The sequence below is a fragment of the Arthrobacter sp. TJ-238 genome (assembly GCF_058269215.1).
On the sequence record NZ_JBZCNH010000003.1, the window covers coordinates 331,336 to 349,996 of the forward strand.

Annotated in this window: 20 protein-coding genes; 9 read left to right on the forward strand and 11 right to left on the reverse strand. The window is 70.5% G+C overall.

The window, feature by feature from the left end; all coding sequences use genetic code 11:
- Positions 1-53 precede the first annotated feature (53 nt).
- From AC4D2O_RS07715 to AC4D2O_RS07730, 4 genes are all read right to left on the reverse strand, one after another.
- Positions 54-770 (reverse strand): alpha/beta hydrolase, encoded by a 717-nt coding sequence (locus AC4D2O_RS07715; protein ID WP_490906210.1) that lies wholly within the window; start codon positions 768-770, stop codon positions 54-56.
- 21 nt (positions 771-791) lie between these two features.
- The gene (locus tag AC4D2O_RS07720; RefSeq protein WP_490906211.1) at positions 792-1,823 is read right to left on the reverse strand and encodes an aldo/keto reductase; all 1,032 of its coding nucleotides are present in this window, start codon (positions 1,821-1,823) and stop codon (positions 792-794) included.
- Between the two features lie 123 nt (positions 1,824-1,946).
- Positions 1,947-2,231: a DUF427 domain-containing protein gene (locus AC4D2O_RS07725; protein ID WP_490906212.1), complete on the reverse strand. Its 285-nt coding sequence runs from the start codon at positions 2,229-2,231 to the stop codon at positions 1,947-1,949.
- A 119-nt stretch (positions 2,232-2,350) separates the two neighbouring features.
- Entirely contained in the window at positions 2,351-3,127 is a 777-nt protein-coding gene (locus AC4D2O_RS07730) for a thioesterase family protein (protein WP_490906213.1), read from the reverse strand.
- A gap of 304 nt (positions 3,128-3,431) precedes the next feature.
- Between AC4D2O_RS07730 and AC4D2O_RS07735 the strand changes: the two genes are divergently transcribed.
- Positions 3,432-4,982, forward strand: coding sequence for an MDR family MFS transporter (locus AC4D2O_RS07735; protein WP_490906214.1), 1,551 nt, complete (start codon positions 3,432-3,434; stop codon positions 4,980-4,982).
- 23 nt (positions 4,983-5,005) lie between these two features.
- On the opposite strand, the gene AC4D2O_RS07740 is transcribed toward AC4D2O_RS07735, so the two are convergent.
- Positions 5,006-5,863: a Rieske (2Fe-2S) protein gene (locus AC4D2O_RS07740; protein WP_490906215.1), complete on the reverse strand. Its 858-nt coding sequence runs from the start codon at positions 5,861-5,863 to the stop codon at positions 5,006-5,008.
- A 227-nt stretch (positions 5,864-6,090) separates the two neighbouring features.
- Here AC4D2O_RS07740 and AC4D2O_RS07745 point away from each other — a divergent pair, with 227 nt between their 5' ends.
- The 3 genes from AC4D2O_RS07745 (at position 6,091) to AC4D2O_RS07755 (ending at position 8,731) form a co-directional block, all read left to right on the forward strand.
- A complete protein-coding gene (locus AC4D2O_RS07745) occupies positions 6,091-6,957 on the forward strand; it encodes a pentapeptide repeat-containing protein (protein WP_490906216.1) in 867 nt (288 codons plus the stop codon).
- Between the two features lie 89 nt (positions 6,958-7,046).
- Complete coding sequence (ypfJ, locus tag AC4D2O_RS07750) at positions 7,047-7,958, forward strand: KPN_02809 family neutral zinc metallopeptidase (RefSeq protein ID WP_490906217.1); 912 nt, start codon at positions 7,047-7,049, stop codon at positions 7,956-7,958.
- Between the two features lie 11 nt (positions 7,959-7,969).
- Positions 7,970-8,731: a glycosyltransferase family 2 protein gene (locus AC4D2O_RS07755; protein ID WP_490906218.1), complete on the forward strand. Its 762-nt coding sequence runs from the start codon at positions 7,970-7,972 to the stop codon at positions 8,729-8,731.
- Here the strand turns inward: AC4D2O_RS07755 and AC4D2O_RS07760 are convergent.
- The 5 genes from AC4D2O_RS07760 to AC4D2O_RS07780 form a co-directional block, all read right to left on the reverse strand.
- Positions 8,728-9,351: a DNA alkylation repair protein gene (locus AC4D2O_RS07760; RefSeq protein ID WP_490906219.1), complete on the reverse strand. Its 624-nt coding sequence runs from the start codon at positions 9,349-9,351 to the stop codon at positions 8,728-8,730. The two genes, AC4D2O_RS07755 and AC4D2O_RS07760, sit on opposite strands and share 4 nt — an antisense overlap.
- On the reverse strand, positions 9,351-10,091 hold the full coding sequence (locus tag AC4D2O_RS07765; RefSeq protein ID WP_490906220.1) for a hypothetical protein: 741 nt from the start codon (positions 10,089-10,091) through the stop codon (positions 9,351-9,353). The genes AC4D2O_RS07760 and AC4D2O_RS07765 overlap by 1 nt, the downstream gene beginning before the upstream one ends.
- The gene (locus AC4D2O_RS07770) at positions 10,088-11,008 is read right to left on the reverse strand and encodes an ABC transporter ATP-binding protein (RefSeq protein WP_490906221.1); all 921 of its coding nucleotides are present in this window, start codon (positions 11,006-11,008) and stop codon (positions 10,088-10,090) included. Before AC4D2O_RS07770 ends, AC4D2O_RS07765 begins: the two co-directional genes overlap by 4 nt.
- Before the next feature lie 23 nt (positions 11,009-11,031).
- Positions 11,032-11,400, reverse strand: a complete 369-nt coding sequence (locus AC4D2O_RS07775) for a GntR family transcriptional regulator (protein ID WP_490906505.1) — start codon at positions 11,398-11,400, stop codon at positions 11,032-11,034.
- Between the two features lie 67 nt (positions 11,401-11,467).
- Positions 11,468-12,289 carry a CPBP family intramembrane glutamic endopeptidase gene (locus AC4D2O_RS07780; protein ID WP_490906507.1) on the reverse strand — a complete coding sequence of 274 codons (822 nt, stop codon included), beginning with the start codon at positions 12,287-12,289 and terminating at the stop codon, positions 11,468-11,470.
- Positions 12,290-12,474: 185 nt separating this feature from the next.
- Here AC4D2O_RS07780 and AC4D2O_RS07785 point away from each other — a divergent pair, with 185 nt between their 5' ends.
- The 5 genes from AC4D2O_RS07785 (at position 12,475) to AC4D2O_RS07805 (ending at position 17,126) form a co-directional block, all read left to right on the forward strand.
- A complete protein-coding gene (locus tag AC4D2O_RS07785; protein ID WP_490906222.1) occupies positions 12,475-13,362 on the forward strand; it encodes a ribonuclease Z in 888 nt (295 codons plus the stop codon).
- Between the two features lie 413 nt (positions 13,363-13,775).
- Positions 13,776-14,333: a GAF and ANTAR domain-containing protein gene (locus tag AC4D2O_RS07790; protein WP_490906223.1), complete on the forward strand. Its 558-nt coding sequence runs from the start codon at positions 13,776-13,778 to the stop codon at positions 14,331-14,333.
- A 71-nt stretch (positions 14,334-14,404) separates the two neighbouring features.
- Complete coding sequence (locus tag AC4D2O_RS07795; protein ID WP_490906224.1) at positions 14,405-15,856, forward strand: MFS transporter; 1,452 nt, start codon at positions 14,405-14,407, stop codon at positions 15,854-15,856.
- 35 nt (positions 15,857-15,891) lie between these two features.
- Complete coding sequence (locus tag AC4D2O_RS07800; RefSeq protein WP_490906509.1) at positions 15,892-16,347, forward strand: GNAT family N-acetyltransferase; 456 nt, start codon at positions 15,892-15,894, stop codon at positions 16,345-16,347.
- 248 nt (positions 16,348-16,595) lie between these two features.
- Positions 16,596-17,126, forward strand: a complete 531-nt coding sequence (locus AC4D2O_RS07805) for a sigma-70 family RNA polymerase sigma factor (RefSeq protein ID WP_490906225.1) — start codon at positions 16,596-16,598, stop codon at positions 17,124-17,126.
- Between the two features lie 46 nt (positions 17,127-17,172).
- On the opposite strand, the gene AC4D2O_RS07810 is transcribed toward AC4D2O_RS07805, so the two are convergent.
- Positions 17,173-18,453, reverse strand: coding sequence for a hypothetical protein (locus AC4D2O_RS07810; protein WP_490906226.1), 1,281 nt, complete (start codon positions 18,451-18,453; stop codon positions 17,173-17,175).
- Between the last annotated feature and the right edge of the window lie 208 nt (positions 18,454-18,661).

The window sequence follows — 18,661 nt, forward strand, 5'->3', positions numbered from 1 at the left end:
TCCATCGTAGGCAGTGCAGGTGGCCACGGCGCAGGTACCCGGGCAGTCGGTGGTCAGGGCGTCGGCATCGCCGTCCAGTCGAGCCAGAGCACCGCCTCGAGGGCGATGGCCGGCGGCACGGTGTGCGGTCCGTCGAACTCCCGGTGGACGACGTCGTACCCGCGTCGCCTGAGGGCGGGGACCACGCGCCTGCTCGTCGCGTCGATCGGCAGCACGGCGTCCTGCGTGCCGTGTGCGATGAACACGGCCGGCCGGCCGTTCTGCGGCCCGGGAGGGACGAAGCCCGGCGAGAAGGCGACCACCTTGCGGAAAAGGTTCCCGTTGGCGAGACCGAGCCCCAGCGCGTAGGACGCCCCGTCGGAGAAACCCGTGATGCCGATGCGCTGCGGGTTCACCGGGACGAAGGAGAAGACCTCCTGGAGGGCCCTGTCGATGACGACCGCGTCCGGCCCGAATCCGCCACGGACCGCGTCCCAGGTCCCGGCTCGGGATGCAGGCGCGAGGATGACGATCCCCAGCGCCTCGGCCGCAGCGCGCAGCACGGACAGCCCGCCCTGCGCATCCCCGCCGGCACCGTGCAGCGCCACGAGGAGGGGCGCGGGTTCGTCGGTCGGCAGGCCCTCGGGGACGAAGACGATCGGGTCCCGCGACCCGGCCACGCCGAGCGCGTGCACACCGGCCGCGACAGCGGGCCCGGCACCTGAGGCGCCGGGACGTGCCGTGAGGACGGCCGGATCCTCCGCCGCGTCCCCCGGTCGTGTGCTCTCCATCGGTCCTCGCGCGACTCCCGCCTACCGGCCGCCCTCGATCCTGCGGCTGCGCTGCTCGATGCCCGGCGTGCCGTAGGGGTAGTCGCTGAAGGTCGGTGCGCTGACCTCGCCGAGGCGGGCCAGTTCCTCGGCCGTCAGCTGCAGATCGGCGGACGCGAGGTTGTCGGCCAGCTGGTCCTGTGTGCGGGCACCCAGGATCACGGACGTCACGGCGGGCTGCGCGGCCACCCAGGCCAGGGCCACGTGCGAGGCGTTGACGCCGCGCTCGCCCGCGATCCCGGTCACCGTGTCGATGATCCGCCAGGTCCGCTCCTGCGCATTGCGCTTCTCCCACGCCTCCATGCCGCGCTGCGGGTTCTCGCCGAGCCGGGTGGCGCCGGTCGGCTCGGTGTCCCGGGTGTACTTGCCGGTGAGCCAACCGCCGCCCAACGGGGACCACGGGAGCATGCCCATCCCGGCGTCGAGCACGGCAGGGACGATCTCCGCCTCGATCTCGCGGACGAGCAGCGAATACTGCGGCTGGAGGGTGACCGGCAGGGAGTAGCCGCGCTGGCGCGCGATCATCACGGCCTTCGTGAGCTGCCAGCCCGTGTAGTTCGAGAAACCGTAGTAGCCGATCCTGCCCTGCACCACGGCCTCGTCGAGGAAGCCGAGGGTCTCCTCGAGGGGCGTCAGCGGATCCCACGAGTGCACCTGGTACAGGTCGATGTGGTCGACGCCCAGGCGCGTGAGGGACGCGTCGAGCGCCCGGCGGAGGTGGCGGCGGGACAGGCCGAGGTCGTTGACGTCGTCGCCCATCGGGAACCTGCCCTTGGATGCCAGGACCATGCGGTCCCGCTCGGCCGGATTCCTGGCGAGCCACCGGCCGATGATCTCCTCGGACGTGCCCGCGGTGTAGACGTCCGCGGTGTCGATCAGGTTGCCGCCCGCCGCGGCGTAGTCGGAGAGGATCGCATGCGACGCCGCCTCGTCCGACTCCGCGCCGAAGGTCATCGTGCCGAGGGCCAGGTGGGACACCGAGGTGCCGCTGTTGCCGAGTTTGCGGTACTCCATGGGTACTCCTTCGTCTGTGCGCCCGGGGGCGCCGTCGTCGGGTAGGGCTGGGCTGGTGCTCGTGCCGGGGCCACGGGAAGGGGCGCCGTCTGCGGGACGGCGCCCCTTCCCGTGTCTCGGCGATCAGTCGCTGACCGTGACGCCCTTCCAGAAAGCGTAGTGACCGCGGATGTTCTCCGCGGCTTCTTTCGGCTCCGGATAGGTCCAGGCGGCGTCCGCGTTGCGCTCGCCGTCGACCTCCAGGCTGAAGTAGGCGGCCGTCCCCTTCCAGTGGCAGACGGTCTGCTTGTCCGAGGGGACAAAGTACTCCTGCGCGATCGACTCCGGCGGGAAATAGTGGTTCCCCTCGACCTGGACGGTGTCCGCCGACTCCGCGATGACCCTGTCGTTCCACACTGCTTTGGGCATGCTTCCTCTTCCTCGGTCCCCACGGCGCGTGGGTGCGGTGACCGTTTCCGCCTGCGACGGCGGTCACACGGGGTGCAACGATCGGACACCGCGGAGCATTCCGGCGCGGCGCGCAGGGGTCAGAGCTTCCGCACGGTCAGGATCTGCTCGACACGGCCGAAGGGCCCCTCGAGGTCGTGCACCACGCTCGAGGTCAGACCCACCCCGTGCTCCCCGAACGTCACCCGGGTGTCGAGGCCGAGCCACTCGCCGCGCGGCATGCGGTGGAGGTGGATCTGCAGGTCGACGTTGGGATACATCCAGCTGTCGCCACCGGGCGGCACGCGGGTCGCGATGCCGTTGGCGGCGTCCATCATCCCGACGAGCCGCACGACGTCGGGGGTCACCTGTCCGTCGACCATCGCGTGGGGATTCCTCAGCCACACCTGGCCGCGGCCCGGGCGGTGCCCGGGGACCACGCGAACCTCGAGGGACCGGATGAAACCACCCGGCCACGCCGTCATGCCCTCGTGGGGTCCGGCCTCCTCCGGTCCCGGAATGCGGGGGTCCTCGACCGCGGCCACCTCCGCGGTGTCCTGGGCGCCGAGCCGCCACGCCTTCGCGACGATCGCGGTCCGCCCGCCGGACTCCATGCGGGCTTCGAGCAGCTCGATCGTGCGTCCCGGGCGGACGACGGCGGTGGTCACCCCGAACTCGCCGCCGGGGATCATGCCGAAGATGTCGAAGCTGAGGCGGCTGAGCTGCATGGCCTCGCGCGGCGCGCACTCCAGCAGGCACTGCGTGAGGAGACCGGAGATGGGAGCCATGTGCTGCTCCTCCGGGTTCCAGGCACCCTGCGCGTGGATCGTCGAGTCGAATCTCCCGCCGCCGAGATCGCGGTAGAAAGAATCAGGCACGGAGAACTCCTTCGTCGGGGGAAGCGGGGCAGCGCCGGAGGGACTGCCGGTGCACCAGGTACCGGGCCGGCAGGATCCGGGCCGGGCACCCGCCCATGCTAACGGAGCGGCGACCGCCGACAGCCCGGCGGCGGCGGTGCAGCGGGGGCGCTGGGCGGGCCGCCGGAATAGACTTCCGACGGCCGGGGTTCAGTTGATTGACCGGACCACCGTCCCCCGTGGCCCAGCCGGGCGTCCACCGACCCGGCACCCAGAAGAGCTCCCTCCCGTGGAGCAGCAGAAGATCGAACCGAGCGGATCACCCATGGCCCAGAGTCCCCCGTCCCGCGTCTCCGACGCGCTCCCCATTCCCGACCCCGTCGCGCTGCCCGGCACGGCAGCGAAGCCCGGCGCCGTCTCCCCTGCTTCCCCGCGGCCCGCCGGCGTCCAGGGCGCCCTGCCGGCCCGCGACAAGCTCGTCATCACGCTCCTGCTCATCTCCGCCTTCGTGGTGATCCTGAACGAGACCATCATGGGTGTGGCGATCCCCCGGCTCGTCGAGGACCTCGGCATCACCGTGGGCGCCGGCCAGTGGCTGAGCACCGCGTTCATGCTGACCATGGCCGTCGTGATCCCCGTGACCGGCTTCCTGCTCCAGCGCTTCAACACCCGGCCGGTCTTCATGGCCGCCATGGGCCTGTTCAGCCTCGGCACGCTGATCGCCGCGCTCGCACCCGGCTTCGCAGTCCTCGTGGTCGGACGCGTGGTCCAGGCCAGCGGCACCGCGATCATGATGCCCCTGCTCATGACCACGGTCATGACCCTCGTGCCGCCGGCCTCGCGCGGCAAGATCATGGGCAACATCTCGATCGTCATCTCCGTGGCGCCCGCGCTCGGCCCCACCATCTCGGGCGCCATCCTCAGCGTGCTGGACTGGCGCTGGATGTTCTGGCTCGTCCTGCCCATCTCGCTCGCATCCCTCGGCATCGGGGCCGCCAAGATGCAGAACGTGACGACGCCGCGCAGATCCGCGATCGACGTCGTGTCCGTCATCCTGTCCGCGCTCGCCTTCGGCGGCATCATCTACGGGCTCAGCCAGCTGGGTGAGGCCTCGACCGGAAGCGCCGTGCCCGCATGGCTCCCGCTGGTCGTCGGCGTCGCCGCACTCGGCCTCTTCGTCGCCCGGCAGCTCATGCTGCAGCGCCGGGACGCCGCGCTGCTCGACCTCCGCGTGTTCACCTCGCGGAACTTCACCATCTCGATCGTGGCGATCGCTGTGAGCATGATGGCGCTCTTCGGCACCATCATCCTGATTCCCATCTACGTGCAGACCGTGCTCGGGATGGACCCGCTCGTCTCCGGGCTCCTGCTCCTGCCCGGCGGCCTCGCGATGGGCCTCCTCGGTCCCGTGGTCGGGCGCATCTACGACCGGCGGGGCCCCCGCGTGCTCCTGGTCCCGGGTGCCTTCCTGGTCAGCGCGGTGTTCTGGTCCATGACCCAGGTGAGCGAGACCACGCCGGTCTGGCTGGTCCTCGTGGCGCACGTGCTCCTCAGCGTGGGCCTCGCGCTGATGTTCACCCCGCTGCTGACATCGGCGCTCGGCTCCGTCGAGCCGCCCCTGTACTCCCACGGCAGCGCCGTCTTCGGCACCGCCCAGCAGCTGGCCGGCGCCGCCGGTACGGCCCTGTTCATCTCGGTGATGACCATCCAGAGCACCTCCCTGCTGGGAGAGGGCGTGGCCCAGGAGGCCGCTCTCGCGGCCGGGATCCGTTCGGCCTTTTTGTACGGTGCTGTGATCTTCCTGCTCGCCGTCGTCGCCTCGTTCTTCGTGCGGGCACCGCAGGTGGCCGCGGGCTCATCCGCCCCGGTGCACTAGCAGGCCCGTGCACCGGGTGCTCGTCAGGACACCGGCTGGCGCAGCTCGATGAAGCCGTCGGCCGTCACCCGGGTCTCGTAGACGGGCTGCGGCACGGCGGCGGGTCCGCGGTAGTTCTTGCCGTCGTCGAGCCGGAACATGCTCTGGTGCCACGGGCAGGTGATGCAGCCGTCCTCGATGGTGCCCTCCTCCAGGGGCCCGCCGAGGTGGTTGCAGACGCTGTCCATCGCGGTCAGCTTCCCCTCGTGCCGCAGCAGCAGGATCGGCACGCCGTCGGTGCGCACGGTGTGCCGTCCGCCCTCGACGACGTCGGTGTCCTTCGCCACGCGCGTCCAGTCCGTGGGCGCCTCGTGCCAGGCGGTGCGGTTGACGTTGACGCCGCTCGCGTAGCTCAGGTGCCCGCCCAGGAACGCACTGAACAGCATCGAGCCGAGGCCACCGAGGCCGAACAGCACGCCGAGGGCACGCCGGTCCCTGGCCCGAGCGACGGCGGACGCGGTGTAGAGCAGCAGGGCGACGGAGTTCCCGGCGGCATGCACGATCCCGACGCGCCGCTCCTTCTCCTGCGTGTCGGACCAGTCGTGCAGGCCCGTCATCGCCGTGGGGACGGCCGAGAGGATCCCGACGGTCACGAGGAGGTCGGCGGCCTTCCGGGAGTCCTTGCCGCCGGTGAGGTCGAGGAACGAGGCCATGCTCCAGGCGCCCGACGGGATGACGATGAGCATCGGGTGGAGGTGGTGTCCGATGGCGGTCCCGCTGAGCAGGTTCCGGATCGCCCGGGGCCGCACCGCCTTCGAGACCGCAGCGGCGATCGGGTCGGCGATCCTGTCCAGCGCCTTGGCCTGCTCGAGTCCGTCCAGCATCGCGTACACGAGGTTCATCCGTTGCTCCTTCAGATCGGGACGGCATCTCGCCGGTCCAGGGTGACCGCGGTGCCGCCCGAACCCACCGTTACAGCAGGTGGCGGGCCTGACAACCGACTCCGATGCGACGAGGTTCCGCTTGGCGCTGCCGGGGATCGGTGCGAGAATCCCGGGGTGGCAGGCGAGGGATACCGGCTGCGCCACCGCCGGGCCTCCGACAGGTCCGCCCCCTGACCACGAGAGGAATGCCCGTGCCCGCCGTCCCGCTGCACCTCTCCGGCCACCCGGACATCGCCCTGACCGTGGACTGCGGCAACTGCTTCGCCCTCTGCTGCTCCGCGCTGGGCTTCGAGCGGTCGACGGACTTCGCACACGACAAGCCGGCCGGCCAGGCGTGCCGGAATCTCGCCCCGGACTTCTCCTGCACCATCCATGCACAGCTGCGCGGCGAGGGCTACCGGGGGTGCACGGTCTTCGACTGTTTCGGCGCCGGCCAGCACGTGGCCCAGGACCTGTTCGGCGGGCGGAGCTGGACGGCCCACCCGGAGGTACGGGCACCGATGTTCGCGGCCTTCCCGATCGTCCGGCAGCTCCACGAGGTGCTGTGGTACCTCGACGAGGCCGGGCGCCTCGGCCGGGCGTCGGCCGCCGTCCCGCACGCCGTCGGCGCCGCCGTCACGTCGCTGACGGAGGAGACGGTCGGGCTGACGCGGCTCGAGCCGGCGCAGCTCGCCGCCGTCGACCTCGCGGAGCTCCGCGGGCGGGTCGGCGAGGCCCTGAAGGACATCAGCGTCGCGGTCCGGACTGCCGCGGGCGGCAGGGGTGTCCCCCGGCGCCTCGTCCCGGGTGCGGACCTCCTCGGCGCCGACCTCGCGGGACGGGTGCTGCAGGGGGCGAACCTGCGGGGCGCCTACCTCATCGCCGCGGACCTGACGGGCGCGGACCTCCGCTGGGTGGACCTGCTGGGCGCCGACCTCCGGGACGCCCGGCTGCAGGGCGCCGACCTCTCACGCGCACTGTTCCTCACCCCGATGCAGGTCGCCGCCGCGTCGGGGGACGGCCGGACCAGGCTGCCGGAGCGCATCGATCCTCCTGCCCACTGGGGCGGCTGACAGGACGCACGACGCCGGCGATGCCGGGGCGGCACGCTCCCCGGCGGGTTGTGCCCGAGGGAAACGCTAAGTCGGCTTATTGTTGGATCATGAGTTTCAACGACAACGCCCGGTTCGACCCGTCCCGCGTCAGCGACCGGCGTGGACGCGGCCGGGGCGCCGCCGTGGGCGGCGGAGTGGGCGGCGGGCTGCTCCTGATCCTCTCGCTGATCTTCGGACCCGGGGTGGTGGACCAGCTCGGGCTCAGCGAGGGCACCGGGACCGGTGTGTCTCAGGAGCAGGGCAGCGGCGCGGAGCCGGCCATCAATGCCTGCCTGACCGGCGTCCAGGCCAACGAGCAGCTCGACTGCCGCATCCTCGGCACCGCGGAGAGCCTCGACAGCTTCTGGACCCCCTACCTCGAGCAGGTCGGCGTCGCCTACACCCAGCCCGGCGTCGTCCTGTTCACCGGGCAGACCGACACGGGCTGCGGCGCGGCGACGAGCGCAGTGGGCCCGTTCTACTGCCCCACCGATGAGCAGACGTACTACGACACCGCGTTCTTCGACGAGCTCGTCACGCGGTTCGGTTCGTCCAGCGGTCCGCTGGCCCAGGAGTACGTCGTGGCGCACGAGTTCGGCCACCACATCCAGAACCTGATCGGCACGCTCGGTGCCGCACAGCAGGACCCGCAGGGCGCCGAGTCCGGTGGCGTGCGCGTCGAGCTGCAGGCCGACTGCCTCGCGGGCATGTGGGCGGCGCACGCCACCTCGGTGCCCGACCCGGAGTCCGGTGAGCCGTTCCTCCGGCCCTTCTCGGACGTCGACCTCTCGGACGCGCTGTCGGCAGCATCCTCCGTGGGCGACGACCGCATCCAGGAGTCGGCGACGGGCCAGGTCAACCCCGAGGGGTGGACCCACGGCTCCAGCGCCCAGCGCCAGGCCTGGTTCTCCCAGGGGTTCCAGACGGGCGATCTCGGCTCCTGCGACACGTTCGCCGCACGCGACCTCGACACCCCCTGAAGGATCTCCCCATGACCGACCGGCTCGCCGTCGTCGTCCCCGTCTTCAACGAACCCGATGTGGCGCGCACCCTCGAAGCGCTCCACCGGCAGCGGGACCGCGCCGGTCTGCACGTCTACGTGGTGGACAACGGCTCCACCGACGACACGATCCAGCGGGTGCGGCGCTTCGCCGCCGCCCGGCCGGATCTCGGCGTCACGGTCCTCAGCGAGCTGCAGAAGGGCACCGGGGCGGCGAGCGACACCGGTGTCCGCAGGGCGATCGACGACGGATACGCGCTGATCGCCCGGACCGACGGCGACAGCGAGCCCGCGGAGGACTGGGCCGGCCGCATCCGCGCCCTGTTCGAGCGCCACCCGGGGGTGGCGCTGGTCGGCGGCACCAGCGTCCCGCTGCGCGACAGGCACTACCGCCGACGCGACGACCTCCTCATGCCGGGCGCCCTGCGCCTGCTGCGCGTCCTGATCACGGTGAAGCACCTCGACGCCGCGTACCTCCGCTTCGTCGCGGGCCACAACATGGCTGTCCGGGCCTCGGCGTACCTCGAGACCGGGGGCTTCGAGCGGACGGCGATCGACACGCGTGACGAGGACATCGACTTCTCCGCACGGGTGACCCATCGCCTCGGTCGCGGCGCGGTGCTCATCGATCCGCGCCTCCGGGTGGCCACCTCCATGCGGCGCGTGCGGCGCTACGGACTCAGCCTGATGGGCCTCCACCATCTGGTACCGGCCCTGCGGGGGCGGCTCATCCGTACCATCGACGTCCGCTAGCCTGCTCCGCTCGCGCGGACCAGGTCCACGGCCTCCTCGACGGCGGACACCCTGCCCTGCTGGGCGCCCGAGACGAGGCGGACGGTCCTGCGGAACGAGGCGTCGTCGCCCTCCCCCGTCCGGAACGCCGGCAGGTGCGCGAGGACCGCGGCGCGCCGGAGCCATGCATCGTCCGCGGCCGCCCAGCGGTCCAGGACCGCCCGGGCGCGGACGGCCTCGGGTCCCGGCAGGCGGAGGAGCAGCGGCCCGACCACGTCGACGGCGAGCGGATCCACGAGCTCGGGCAGGTGTGCCGACCGGAGGAAGCCCTCGATCCGCGTGAGGTCCGAGGAGCGGAGAAGAAGCACGGAGGACTGCAGGAGCACGACGGCGGCCAGTCGGCGCTCGAACACGGGCCGCGACCACAGTTCGGACGCGAGGGCGGTGACGTCGTCGTGCCCCAGGTCCGGGTACCGCCGCGCGGCGTTGCGGACGGTGCCGCGCACGGCGCCCATCGAGGCGCCGTAGTACTCGAGGCGGTCGCCGTAGCGCCGTTCGAAGTCCTCCGCGCGCTCCCACGAGCTCTCGTACTGGAGGGACTCGTCGATGAAGCCGGCCGGCCCGGCTGCCTCCTCGAGCATCAGGCGGGCATCCTGCGCAGGGTGAGGTAGGAGCCGGCGGCGAGCAGCGCACACAGCAGGATGGCCCACAGGGTCAGTCCGAGCGACCCGGCGTCGAGGATCCACTGCCCGACCTCCGGCCATGCCTGCTGCCGCGTCACGAGGGCGACGACGCCCACGAGCGCGAGGCCGATCCCGATCAGGACGATCGTCAGCACCGCCGTTCCGTACCGCTTGTAGATCGTGGCGAACCAGAATCCGATGATGAAGAACAGCATGGTCAGGACGAAGTACGTGAGGCCTGCCGCGAGCGGTCCGCCCTCCCACACCCAGCCGAGGTAGGCGAAGTAGCCGTTCATGCCGTAGCCCTCCGTGGCCTGTTCGACCAGCCCGAGCAGCACGAACACCAGCGACATCCCGAGTCCGCTCACCGCCGCGGCGGCGAGGGAGCCGAGGTAGAACTCCCGGCGCGTCAGGCTCATTGCCTGCGAGAAGGGGAAGGTCAGGGTCATGGCCTGGATGCCGACGACGAGGAAGTACCACAACGGGGCCTGCGCCCCCCCGCCGGTCTTGACCGTCTCGACCCCTGCGTTCTGGAGGATCCAGTAGATGAGCAGCGTCAGGACCCAGGCTCCGGCCAGCACGAGGGCCGGCACCCAGAGGAACGTCTGGGTGTTGACGAACTGCAGGCGCACGACGTTGCGGGTGCGGTTGCGTACCGCGGCAGGGCGCGTCCCGCTGCCGGACTCGAGGGTGGTCATCGGAGGCTTCCTTCTTGGGCGGCCCCGGCGAATGCGTCCGCACCGGGCGCTTTCTGCTGGGTGAGACGGACGATGAGCTGCTGCAGGGAGACCGGGGCGAGATCGAGTCCCGCCGCGATGAGCGCACCGCGCTCGGCGCCGTCGAGCCGCCCCAGGAACGTCACGGATGCCACGCGGCCGAGGCTCTCACGGTGGATGACCTCGCGGCCGCGCAGGGCCTGCTCCACGACGGCGGCGTCGCCGACCACGTTCGTGGCCTGCGCGCGGGCGTCCTCGGTGGACTCGTCCATGATGATGCGCCCCGCATCGATCACGAGCACGCGCTCGATGAGGTTCGAGACCTCGTCGATGAGATGGCTGGACAGGAGCACCGTCCTCGGGTGCTCCGCGTAGTCGGTCAGCAGGCGATCGTAGAAGGTTTGGCGTGCGACGGCGTCGAGACCGAGGTACGGCTCGTCGAAGAAGGTGATCTCCGCACGGGACGCCAGCCCGATGATGACGCCGACGGCGGAGAGCTGCCCACGCGAGAGCTTCTTGATGGTGCGCTTCAGCGGCAGCTGGAACTCCTCCACCAGCTCGTCGGCGAGATCCTGGTCCCACCGCGGGAAGAACAGACGCGCGGAGGCGAGGGCGTGGCGTGGTGAGGCGTCGTCCGGATACTTCTGGCTCTCCCGCACGAAGCACATGCGGCTGAGGACGCGGGAGTTCTCGTAGGGGTCCTCACCGAACACGCGGACCTGTCCGCTCGTGGGGAGGTTCTGCGCGGTGAGGATCGACATCGCGGTGGTCTTGCCGGCGCCGTTGCGGCCCAGGAAGCCGTAGATGGTGTCCCGCTGGATGTCGAAGGCGACGTCGTCGAGGGCGAGGACGTCCCTGTAGCGTTTCGTGAGGTTCCGTGCCTCGATGACTGTGTCCATGGTGTCCTTCGATTCGATAGACCTTATGGGGTTGCCGGCTCGGCGCCGGCGCGGATGAGGGCCGCGACGTCGTCGGGTTCGAGCCCGATCCTGTGCGCCTCGACGAGCAGGGGTTGCACGTAGCGCACGGCGAAGTCGCTGCGGCGCTCCTTGAGCAGCAGATCGCGGGCGCCGGCCGCGACGAACATGCCGATCCCGCGGCGCTTGTAGAGCACGCCCTTGTCCACCAGCATGTTCACCCCCTTCGCCGCGGTGGCGGGGTTGATGCGGTGGAAGGCCGCGAGTTCGTTGGTGGACGGCACCTGCGTCTCCTCGGAGAGGGTGCCGTCCACGATCGAGTCCTCGACCTGCTCTGCGATCTGCACGAACAGGGGCTTCCCTTCCTCGACCACCGCGACCTCCACCTCCACTGGTTAGTTACTCAACTAGTGAACCCCTTCAGTAGGGGTGGGTCAAGGGTCAGTAGAGGAAGATGTCGAACCAGGCACGGTTGTGGGCGTGGATGAGCACGAGGAAGAGGACGAAGTCGAACAGGAGGTGCACGCAGACGATGTAGGAGAGGGAACGGGTCCGGGTGAAGATGAACGCCTGCAGCAGCGCGAAGGGGAAGATGAACAGCGGCGCCCACGCGTGGAAGCCCAGCTCCCACAGGAAGGACGTGAAGAGCACCGCCTGCAGCACGTTGGCCTGCACCATGGGCAGGTGCCGGCGGAGGAGGGCGAACACCGTGCAGATGAAGAACAGCTCGTCCCAGATCCCGAGTCCGTTGGTCCCGATGAACAGGCGGACGATCTCATCGGGCTCGGTCGCCGCGGGCCAGTTCGTGTACACGCCGGTGCGCAGCATGTAGACGGGCAGCAGGGCGTACCCGATGATCACGACGACCGGCAGGTACCACTTCTCGGTGCGCGTCCAGGGGATGCCGGTCCGCACCGGGAAGGCGATGGCGTGATCGCGGTAGGCGAAGCGTGAGACCGCGTAGGGCACGCCGACCGCGAGGATCATCGCTGTGCCCATCACCGCCATGTGCTCCGGGCTGATATCGGTGGTGATGGGGACGAGGCTCATGACCGTGAGGCCGAAGGCGACGAGCAGCAGGTCCCGGAACAGCGCCCGGTCGACCACCGCGGCCGTCACGAGCGCCCCCACGAGGAGGCAGTAGCCGATCAACGGCTGGTGCAGGACGAACAGGACGAAACCCGCGACCGACACCAGGGTGGCCGGGACCAGTGCCGGCGACGGCGTGGCCCATCGACCCTGGTTCCAGGCCGCCTGCCGCATCGCCTCCGGCCCCGGCGCCGGCGGCGCGATTCGTCGGTCCACCCCATCACGCTCCTGATCACGTGTGCGCTCCCCCGGCCGCGCCGGGGAACGCTCCCCATTGTTTCGCCTGCCGCGCGGTCGGTCCACCGCAACCCGCCGCACGCCGCCAAGGAGCGCTGCAGGCGGGATGCGAGACTGGGGCCATGCGTGAGCTCGTCATCCTCGGCACGGCGTCGCAGGTGCCCACCCGGACCCGCAACCACAACGGCTACTTCCTCCGCTGGGAACGCGAGGGAATCCTGTTCGATCCCGGCGAGGGCACACAGCGGCAGATGCTCCTGGCCGGCGTCCCTGCGTCGAGGATCACGCGGATCTGCCTGACGCACGTCCACGGCGACCACTGCTTCGGTCTGCCCGGCGTGCTGTCCCGGATGGTGCTCGACGGCGTCGCCCACCCCGTGCACCTGCACTACCCCGCGTCCGGGGAGGCCGTGGTGCGGGTCCTGGTGGGTCTCGCGACGCCCGGACTGGACATGCACCTGCATCCCCACGGCGCGGCGGGCGCGATCGCTCCGGAGATCGAGGTGGAGCCGCTCCGCCACCGCATCGAGGCGTACGGCTACCGGGTCACGGAACCCGACGGGCGCTCCTTCCTCCCCGAGCGGCTCACCGCCGCCGGCATCACCGGACCCGACGTCGGCCGCCTGCAGCGCGAGGGCTCCCTCCGCGGAATCCGGCTGGACGACGTCAGCGAGCACCGCGCCGGTCGACGCTTCGCGTTCGTCATGGACACCGCTGTGTGCGACGGTGCCTCGGCGCTCGCGGACCGCGCCGACCTCCTGGTCTCGGAATCCACGTTCAGCGACGACGACGCGGACCTCGCCGAACGGTACCGGCACCTCACGGCGGGCCAGGCGGGCGCGATCGCCGCAGGCGGCGGCGCGGGGACCCTCGTGCTCACGCACTTCTCGTCCCGGTACGACGACGTCGGCGTGCTCGCCGCACAGGCCCGCGCCACGGCCGGCTCCGTGGATGTGGTCGCCGCGGCCGATCTGGACCATGTACCGTTCCCGCGGCGCCGCGGCCGCTGAGGAGGCACGTCACCGCGGACACCCGGGGGATCCGGTACCCGCGGTAGAGTGGACGTCGTCGTTTAGTAGTGAGCGGTGTATGCCTTCCGACCGCTGTTCCGCGGGCGCGCTGTGACGCCGTCGAACACGATCTCCTCAGTAGGAGCACGATGGACGAATGTTCCCCCTCATCCTTCGCGCCCAGCACGCCCTCGGCGCGTCTGATGGGTCTCCTGCGTCTCCCGGCGCCCGATCCGACGATCCGCTCCCCGGCTCCCCCGCCCACACGGCGGTCTTCCTCCAGAACCTGGTCCTGGAGAGCAGGGACGTCGACCACTTCCTTCAGAACCTCGCCCAGGTGGCCGCCCAGCACCTGTCCGCGCCGGAACGCGAGGTGCTCTGCGGGGCGACGCTCCTGCGGCCCCGGCACGCACGTGGCCCTGGCCGGCAGCAGCGACGCCGCCCTGGCGCTCGACCGGGTGCAGCACTTCTTCGGCGACGGCCCCTGCCTGACCGCCACCCGCACCCGGCAGATCGTCCAGGTCCGCGACACGCGCGCCGACGGACGCTGGCCGGAGTACCACGCGGCGGCGGCTGCGCGCGGGATGCTGTCCATCCTCGGCGTACCCGTCCCTTTGGAGGGTGGGGCCAGCTGCGGGCTGAACCTGTACTCCGGCACCACCGACGGCTTCACCCCGGAGACAGTCCGGGCGGCCGAGGTCTTCGCACGCGAAGCCTCGATGTCCCTGCGCCTGGCGGTACGGATCACGCACCTGTCGGACAAGGCCGACCAGCTGACGTCCGCACTCGACTCGCGGACCACGATCGACCTCGCCGCCGGGATCGTCATGGGCCAGAACAAGTGCAGCCAGTCGGCGGCGGTCGCGATCCTGAGGGCGGCTGCGAACCATCGCCGGATCGGACTCCGCGAGCTGGCCGCGGAACTGGTGCGCACCGTGACGGACGAAGCGCCGGTCACGCACTTCGACTAGGCCGCTGCGCCGCGCCGGGGATGCGCCGGAAGTCCTTCCGGCGCATCGGGGTTCTCAGTACACTGATCGGCATGACCGGGCAGGAACCGCCCACGCACTCCACCGCTGCGGCTTCCCGCAGCGGCCCTGGTGTCGCGGAGGGGACCCCGGGTGCCGCCCCGCTCGAGGACCTCGACGCCATCGACGGGTCGATCCGCTCCCCGCAGCAGCGGTCTCGGACCTTCGCCGGGATCCTCGTGAACACCGCCCTCGCCAACATCACCACCAGCTACCTCTGGTTCGCCCTGACGTTCTGGGTGTACCTCGAGACGCGCAACGTCATCGCCACGGGGGTGGTGGGCGGTGCGTACATGCTCCTGATCGCCCTCTCCAGCATCAGTTTCGGCACCTTCGTGGACCGCTTCCGCAAACTGGCCGTGATGCGGTTCGCCGCCGGCTTCACGCTGGTGATGTTCCTGCTGTCCGGTGCGATGTTCCTGGTGACGCCCACCGCGTGGCTGCTGGACCTGACGCAGCCGTGGTTCTGGGTGTTCACGCTGGTCATCCTGATCGGCGCGGTGGTGGAGAACATGCGCAACATCGCGCTGTCCACCACCGTCACCATCCTGATCGAGCCTGACCGGCGAGCCAATGCCAACGGACTCGTCGGCATGGTGCAGGGGCTGATGTTCATCGTCACCTCCGTGCTGTCCGGGCTCTCGATCGGCCTGCTGGGGATGGGCTGGACCATCGCCGTCGCCGTCGTCCTCACCGCCCTGACCGCCCTCCACCTGTTGACCCTGCGCATGCCCGAGGAGGTCCGCGCCGCCACGAGCGACGCCCACGGCGGATTCGACCTCCGCGGGTCCTTCTCCGCCGTGCTGGCCATCCCCGGGCTGTTCGCCCTGATCCTGTTCTCGACGTTCAACAACTTCGTGGGCGGCGTATACATGGCGCTCATGGACCCCTACGGCCTGGAACTGTTCTCCGTGGAGATGTGGGGCACGCTGTTCGCCGTCGGCGCCACGGGCTTCATCGTGGGCGGGGCGCTGATCGGCAAGTTCGGGCTCGGGTCCAACCCGCTGCGGACCATGCTCCTGGCGGTGATCGCGATGGGGGTGCTCGGGGCGGTGTTCACCATTCGGGAGTGGGGATGGCTGTACATCGCCGGGATCTGGGCGTATCTGGTCCTGATCCCCTTCATCGAGGCCGCCGAGCAGACGGTCATCCAGCAGACGGTCCCGCTCGAGCGGCAGGGCCGCGTGTTCGGATTCGCCATGGCGTTCGAGTCCGCGGCAGCGCCGGTCACCGCGTTCGTCATAGCGCCGATCGCCCAGTTCTGGATCATCCCCTATGCGCGGTCGACCGAGGGAGCCGCCGCGCTGGCCCCGCTGCTCGGCGAGGGCACGTCCCGCGGGATCGCCCTGGTGTTCCTGGTCGCCGGGATCATCATGATCCTCGCCGCCGTGGCCGCGTTCTTCACCCCGGTCTACCGCCAGGTGTCGGCGTCGTACGCGCGCGCCGCCGCGAGCCTGGCGCAGTGACGTCCGCCCTGCCGGCGGGAGGCCCCGAACCTCGGGTGCGGACGGCGGTACAGGGTGACGCCGACGTGGCCGGTGCGCTCCTGTACGCCTTCAACACCGAGTTCGAGTCCGCGACCCCGACCGCGCAGCTGCTCGGCGAGCGCTTCCGCCGGCTGCTTGCGCTGCCCGATGTCGTCGTGGTCCTCGCGGAGGACGAGGCCGGCGACGCGACCGGGTTCGCCCTCCTCACCCTGCGTCCCACGCCCTACTACGACGGACCCCTGGCGCAGCTCGAGGAGTTGTACGTGCGGCCCGGCCTGCGCGATCAGGGCATCGGCACGGCGTTGCTGACCGCGTCGATCGACCGCGTGCGGTCCCGTGGTGCCGAGGAGATGCACATCAACGTGGACGAGATCGACGTCGACACCCGGCGCTTCTACGAGCGCCACGGGTTCGTCAACATCGAGCCCGGTGCCGACTCCCGGATGCTCTGCTATCTCCGGGAGTTCTGAGGATCCCGCACGTTTTCGTTTTTCTCCTGTTCCCGATGGGCCTGCGCGTGGTTGGCTGTCCTTAGGTTACTTAGCAATCAGGTGATTGGGACCGCTCCGTGTCCTCAGCTGCTGGTTGACGCCGATGGTGGCCAGAAGGTCTCAAGCCCATGCGTACCGCTCCGACGCCGCTTCCTGTGCGGTGTCCACCCCCGTCCGTCGCTCCTCCTCGCATCGAGCCATCCGGTCCGGCGGACCAGGTCGAGGAATTGATCCTGCGTGTCGGGCAGGGTGATGAGCATGCGTTCGAGAATCTCTACCGGCAGACGTCCCACCGCATCTACGGGCTCGTCCGCAAGATCGTCATCGATGTCGAGCTGAGCGCGGAGACGACACAGGACGTGTTCCTCACCCTGTGGCAGGGTGGGGCCGCGCGCTTCGACCCCTCCCGGGGTACCGGGATGTCCTGGCTGATGACCCTCGCGCATCGGCGTGCCATCGACAAGGTCCGGTCCGAGGAATCACACCGCACCAGGACCCTCCGATGGGGGATCAAGAACCAGGACGTCGACTACGACCAGGTCGCCGATACGGTTCTTCATCGACTCGAAGCGAGCGCTGTCCACTCGAGTCTGGCCTGCCTGTCCGTCGTGCAACGCGAGGCCATCCACCTCGCATACTTCGCGGGCATGACCTACGTCGAGGTCGCGGGCCACCTGGACATCCCCGTCTCGACCGCCAAGACCCGCATCCGGGACGGCATCAGGCGGCTGAGGGACTCCGTCCTCGATGCTGCCTGAAAGCCGGCGGACGATGGCCCCTCCCGTTCGTGCTGGCCGTTGGTCGTCAGCGGGACCGGCGCTCCGCTGTCCGGGGTGCTGCGCCAGGGGGTGGTTCCACGGTGCGTCGGGTCGCGGCGGAGCGGCACAGGACCTCGATGACGAGGATCAGCAGTACGACGACGGCGAGCGTCACGCCGGCCACGGCGCCCGTCGGGTCCGGCCAGAAGGCGAGGAGGACGACCGCTCCGCCGACGACGGCAGCCTGGACCCCGCGCCGGTGACGTGCCAGGGCCCGTCGCCACGGCCTGTCGCTGCCGGTCCTTCCGGTCACGGCATGACCGGCGCTCGCCAGGTGACGGCGGACACGCGTGGCGGTGCGTGACGGACCGCCGAGGAACGCGATGAGGGAGACCACGAGGCCGACGACGAGGGTCAGCCGCGCGCTGGTCCGAAGCGGCGTAATAGGGGCGTCGAGGAGGCTCTCGGCCGCTGCCGGTGACACCGCCTCGGGCGGGACCCGCGTGAGGTAGATGCCGCGGCCGACAGTGAGCCCGAGGATGAGCAGGGCCATCGCGACGGCGAGCGCCAGGCCGAGAAGACCGGCGACGCGCCGCCGTCGCCCCCTGGGTGCGACCGCGAGGGCACAGACCGCAGCCAGGATCGACAGCCCGGCGAGAAGTGGCGCGGCCCGGTCGAGCGTGCCGAGGGCCTCTGCGGCTCGAACCAGTTCGGGTGAGTGGAACAGCGTGATCCGTGTGTCGATCTCGGGAATGCCCGCCGCGATGCCGACTCCCTGCTGGAGGAGCCGGCCCTTCACCTCGACGATGATCTCCTGTGAGCCGATGGTCACGGCGCCGCTCTCCTCGATGACGACCGTCCCACCGGTGCGGCCTTCGGCCCGGTTCACCAGGGCCTGATGGGCCGTCCGGTTGGCCCGCATCCACAGGTCCTCGAACTGGGGGCTCTCCACGAAACCAGTCACCGTGGAGCCGACGAGTTCTTCGAGCTGCTCGGCGAGTGCCGGTGCGAGGCCGGTGATGAGAGGAGCGACCCGAGGGGTATCGGCGGTCAGTTCGGTCAGGGCATCCCGAGTGGTTCCCTCGAGATCCACGGCCGTGGTGATCTGCTCGGTGACCGTGCCGGCGATCTCGCGCTGCACGGCCGGATCCGCAGCCAGGGGCGCCACGATGGCGACGTAGCGGTCGGTGTCCAGCAGTACTGCCCGCAGATACAGGGCGGGTACGGCGACGACGGCCAGAACACCGGTGAGGACCACGAGGACGATGGCCGTGATCCAACGCCACCGGCCGGCCGGAGACGCGCTCCGCGGTGGCACATCCGCCACGGCATCCCGATCCCGTCCCCGGTCTCCCCCGTCTCCCCCGTCTCCCCTGTCTCCCCGGGTCCATCGGTGGGCGGGTTCCCCGCCCTCGGCGCTCATGGCGACTGACACTCCCTCCGGTCCCGGAACTGCGGCCCTTGAATACTCCGCTCACTCATGCCCTCCGGCCTCACCCGCGCGGGATGATCCGGCCGGTCCTCCCTCCCGGCTA